We start from the raw sequence: 4874 nt of genomic DNA on the forward strand, positions 1-4874 counted from the left end.
GAGCTGATGGATGTTCGAGCTGCTCATCTGCACCAACAATCTCATTTTTTTGAAGGTTTTCTGACTCAAGAAGGGTTGATTGAAGAATCTCGTTTCGCACCGATGTTTGGCATTTATGGCATGGCTGAAGCCGTTAATCTATTACTGGAAAAGGAGCAGAGTAACGCTCGTTATGGCCATGATGATATCGCCAACCAATTAGGCATCGCCATTTCCGCCAAGCTGGCCGACATTGTACAAAACTCACCAGTCAAATATGGCTTCAACGGCCGTGCTTTGCTGCACGCACAAGGTGGTATCAGCCTTGATCTTGATGTCACTCCGGGCGTGCGCATCCCTTATGGTACCGAACCCAACCCGATTGAATATGTGCAAGCAACGGCTGGACATCATCAATATTACACCTCTGGTATCAGCGATATTCTAACTCTGGATGAAACCATAACGGCCAACCCAGAAGCGATGTTCAACCTATGTAAAGGAGCCCTCCACTCTGGCTATCGCGAATTTACGGCAAACGTGGCTTCGAACGATTTAGTTCGCATTACGGGTTACATGGTGAAACTGTCTGAAATAGCGCAATTTGAGCAGCGCGGATCACGCACCAACACCACGTTTCTTGGGGCAGAAGCGGCCAAAAACACGGCTGTGCTCAAGCGAAAAGCACGCGTGGTTAGCCATGAAATGCAACCGGCTTATCAACCAAACTCTGTCAGCTAAACTAATGGTGAGTGGAAAACAGCCGCTCCGAGCAAAAGTCAGCCGAGTGCTGACTTTCTCCTGCGTTGATGGTCCGGGTAACCGACTGGTCATTTTTATGCAAGGTTGCAACTTCAATTGCTTGTCTTGCCATAACCCACATACGATTCGTCACTGTCACCATTGCGGTGATTGTGTGCCAACCTGCCCATCGCAAGCACTGCGCCTCAATGCTGACCAGCAAGTCGAATGGCTAGCGGAGAAATGCACTCACTGCGATCGCTGTATTGAGCACTGCGTGCACCAATCAAACCCCAAAATTCATCACTACAGCGTTGAACAACTCGTGGAACTTATCCGCCGAAATCATTATTTCTTAGCCGGTATTACCATTTCAGGGGGGGAAGCGACACTACAGCTTCCGTTTATTATCGCTCTTTTCAAAGCCATCAAACACGATGAAGAATTGAAACATCTCAGCTGTTTTATTGATAGTAATGGCTCACTATCAGAATCGGGATGGGACAAAATCTCGCCCTATTTGGATGGCGCAATGATCGATTTAAAAGCTTGGCAAGAGGAAACGCATCGGTGGCTAACCGGACGCAGTAACCATAGAGTGATACGCACTATTTTCCACCTCGCTACACTGAATAAACTGCACGAAGTGCGACTGCTGCATATACCGGACAAAAGTGATTTAGAGACTGAAATTACCGAAGTGGCGCATCTGATTAACCAGTTGCCTGCGAACGTCAGCATTCGGCTCAACGCCTTCCAACATCACGGTGTGGTCGGCAAGGCCTTAACTTGGCAACCATGCAGTGAAGGTGCAATGTTGCAGTTTCATCGAAAACTGGCCGCTCAAGTACAGCGAACTGTTTACCTGCCGACACGCTACACCTAGCGTCGAAAACCACCATGCCCATAGGCTACCTATATTAGATTAATAACCCGTACCATTTTGCCTAATGCATAACGCTCACCTATGCTTATCCAAACAGGCACTAACCGTTTAGCAAAAGGCCGAGCACTCGCTCTCATCACATAAAAAGGAAAGCATCATGATTGAATGGGATTTCTTACATCTTTTCGATACTCAAGAGCTCTTTATCTTTTATTAACGAGAACCAATATTATTAACGAGAGCCAACCTCATTTTAAATAGCAGCCGCAATTTCACCTTCAATATCCTTTTGCGGCTCTTTTTGTACTGGTGGAACTTGCCCTTCTTCTACAGCGTGTTGGTAACATCCACTTAGCTTAATGGCTAAATACATGTCCGCACGAATCACCACGCCGCCATCACCCGTTGAAATTCCAGCGATCTCACACCATTTTCTCAAACTGCGTTTACGCCCCGCTAGCACTAAACGAATACCTCGTTTTTTCAGAATGCTTTGCACGTCCGATAACATCGCCATGACGCTTAAATCTAAATGGGTAAAACTCGACACCGCATCAATAATCACACACCCCACACTCATGCCCGCCGATTCAGTGTGAAATAAAATACGACGTTTAAAGTAAGGCGCATTGAAATAAGTCAGCGGAGAGTTGAAACGATAAATCACCAAACCCGGTATTGGTTTCGCCTTCGCTGACGTATCAATCGTGCGAATCGTTCCTTTATCATCCAAACCCAATGTTTGATCACTTGGCCGCATCACGGTGCGTAAGAACTGGAACAGACCCAGTAATACCGCAAGAGTGATGCCGGGGATAACGCCAATGACCAATACAGCGATGAAGGTTAAGCTTGCCAAATAGAAGGCGTCTTTATCACGCTTGTGTAAACTCCAAATCCCTTTCAGATCCAGCAACGAGATAGACGCGATAATCAACACAACTCCCAATGCAGCAATCGGAATGTATTGTAGTGGCTGATACGCCACAATCGCGACAAATCCAATCACAATCGCTGCAATAATCGAAACTAATTGCGATTTTCCACCATTAGCGTCATTCACCGCCGTACGTGAATCCGCCCCACTGATGGCAAAACCTTGTGAAAATGCAGAAGCAATATTAGCTAAGCCAAGCGCGCGAAACTCTTTGTCGGCGTCAATATCATAACCATTTTTTGCCGCAAAACTGCGCGCAGTGAGCATCATACTGACAAAGCTCACCATCGCTAAGTTCAAAGCGGGCATGACTAATTCACGGCTCACCCCTAGATCAAATAGAGGGGTTTGGAATATTGGTAACCCACCTTGGATTAAACCAACGACTTTAACGCCAAGATGTTCAGCGCCAAAAAACCACACCCAAAATGCAGCAGCGATGATAGCCAACATCGCTGCTGGCCAATTGGGCCTGACACGCTTACACAGAAAATAAACCACCACTGTCAGCGCACTTATCAATAAGGTTTGCCAATGCAAATCAATCAGCAAGGATGGCGCTTCCACGATACGCTCTAGTAGATATTGCTGCTCATATTTCAGCCCAAATACTTTAGCAAATTGACCCACGATAATGGTCAGAGCAACACCGTTTAACAACCCAAGTAGAATAGGGCGAGAGAGAAAATCGGCTAAAATACCGAGTTTGAAACGACTGGCCAGCAAACACCACATTCCCGTCATTGCCGTCATTGTCATGACCAACTGCCAGTGTTTGAGAGGATCGCCCATCGCCAGCGGTGTCACTACCGCCGCAATCACTGCGCAAGTTGCCGCGTCTGGGCCTAAGATCAACTGCCTAGACGTGCCAAAAATCGCGTAAACCAACATCGGCAATACGCAGGAATATAAGCCGACAATCGCGCTTACTCCAGTGAGCTGCGCGTACGCTATCGCGACAGGCAGTGCAACCGCAACCACAGAAAGCGCCGCACGTACGTCATCCATCAACCAGCGAGTTTCATAGTCTTTCAGTTGGTGTAAACCCGGCATCCACTGTTGTACAAATGCACTATTCAAATTGCTTCCCCCCCTCTTCTCGCAACAAGGTTTTCACATTAAGCATAACTCATTGCTAACAAACTAGCGCTTATAATTGGCTGATTTTATTGAAGTATGAGAAAAAGAAAAAGTGCAGGAAAAAGATCGCCTCCATAGGTCGACTTATGTGAAAATAGCCCACTCCATTTCACTCGCCTAAAGTTGTACTTATGAAATTTCAAGCTGCCATTTTTGATATGGATGGACTGTTACTCGACACGGAACGTGTCTGCCTTACAATATTCGAACAAGCTTGCCACGCAGTTGGCGTCCCATTTTTAAAAGAGGTTTATCTCTCGGCTATTGGTCGCAATGCGGCAGGCATTGAACAAGCACTGCGCGCAGGCTACGGGCCAGAATTAGACTATCCGGTATTACATACGGAGTGGCGTAAACGTTACGATGCCGTGGTGAAACACCAGGCGATCCCAGTGAAAGAAGGGGTTATCGAGTTATTACAATGGTTAAAAGCCAATCGTATTCCTACTGCCGTCGCAACATCAACCCAAAAAGACGTGGCACAAATTAAGCTGCGCCTTTCAGGCCTTGAGCAATACTTTGACTCGTTCACAACCGGTTGTGAAGTGATACATGGCAAACCCGATCCTGAGATTTATCTACTCGCTGCGCAACGTCTTGGCGCTGAACCGACCCAATGCTTAGCCTTTGAAGATTCTAATAACGGCGTGCGATCCGCCGTGAGTGCGAATATGATCACCTACCAAATTCCTGATCTCGTCGAACCCAGTGAAGAAGTTTTGGCGCTTGGACACCAAGTGGTCCCCTCACTACATCACGTTTTAACGGCCCTGAAAAACAGTAATTGAGCGGTTTTTCATACGCCGCCTGTTTGATTTCGATTGCCATAACTAAACAGCGTGATATTGGTATTGCAATTACAGATAGCTAACAAGTAACAAGGGGGTATCATTGATACCCCCTTCTTTAGTCAATAAGAAATATTCGTTAATGTTTAGGTGGCGTACCTTCACAATTAGAAACCACAGCGTCAATTTGTATTAACGCATCCATAGGCAGCTCTGAAACACCAATCACGGTTCTCGCAGGTAGCTCATGGTTAAAGAAGGTTGTGTAAACTTCATTGACAATATTAATGTCATCCATATTTTTTATTTGAATATTGACTTTAACAATATCATCCATAACATGCTCAACACTTTCTACAATATTCTTTATATTTTCTAAACACTGCTTAACTTGTTCTTTTAT

Annotated in this window: 5 protein-coding genes; 3 read left to right on the top strand and 2 right to left on the bottom strand. The window is 45.9% G+C overall.

All coding sequences use genetic code 11. From position 1 onward, the window contains the following. Window positions 1–720 (top strand): glycyl radical enzyme domain-containing protein (locus AACQ17_RS06520; protein WP_141201433.1); only part of this gene is annotated, 720 nt, incomplete at its 5' end. Between the two features lie 4 nt (window positions 721–724). Next, window positions 725–1606, top strand: a complete 882-nt coding sequence (locus AACQ17_RS06525; RefSeq protein WP_094147599.1) for a YjjW family glycine radical enzyme activase — start codon at window positions 725–727, stop codon at window positions 1604–1606. 253 nt (window positions 1607–1859) lie between these two features. On the opposite strand, the gene AACQ17_RS06530 is transcribed toward AACQ17_RS06525, so the two are convergent. Continuing rightward, window positions 1860–3596, bottom strand: coding sequence for a SulP family inorganic anion transporter (locus tag AACQ17_RS06530; RefSeq protein WP_049785469.1), 1737 nt, complete (start codon window positions 3594–3596; stop codon window positions 1860–1862). 218 nt (window positions 3597–3814) lie between these two features. Between AACQ17_RS06530 and AACQ17_RS06535 the strand changes: the two genes are divergently transcribed. Further along, complete coding sequence (locus AACQ17_RS06535) at window positions 3815–4471, top strand: HAD family hydrolase (protein WP_094147598.1); 657 nt, start codon at window positions 3815–3817, stop codon at window positions 4469–4471. A 139-nt stretch (window positions 4472–4610) separates the two neighbouring features. Here AACQ17_RS06535 and AACQ17_RS06540 read toward each other — a convergent pair. Beyond that, window positions 4611–4874, bottom strand: a 264-nt coding sequence (locus tag AACQ17_RS06540; protein WP_141201434.1) for a RidA family protein, incomplete at its 5' end; no start/stop codon positions are given.

This window comes from Vibrio sp. V10_P2A27P122, assembly GCF_963874335.1.
Taxonomy (GTDB): domain Bacteria; phylum Pseudomonadota; class Gammaproteobacteria; order Enterobacterales; family Vibrionaceae; genus Vibrio; species Vibrio anguillarum.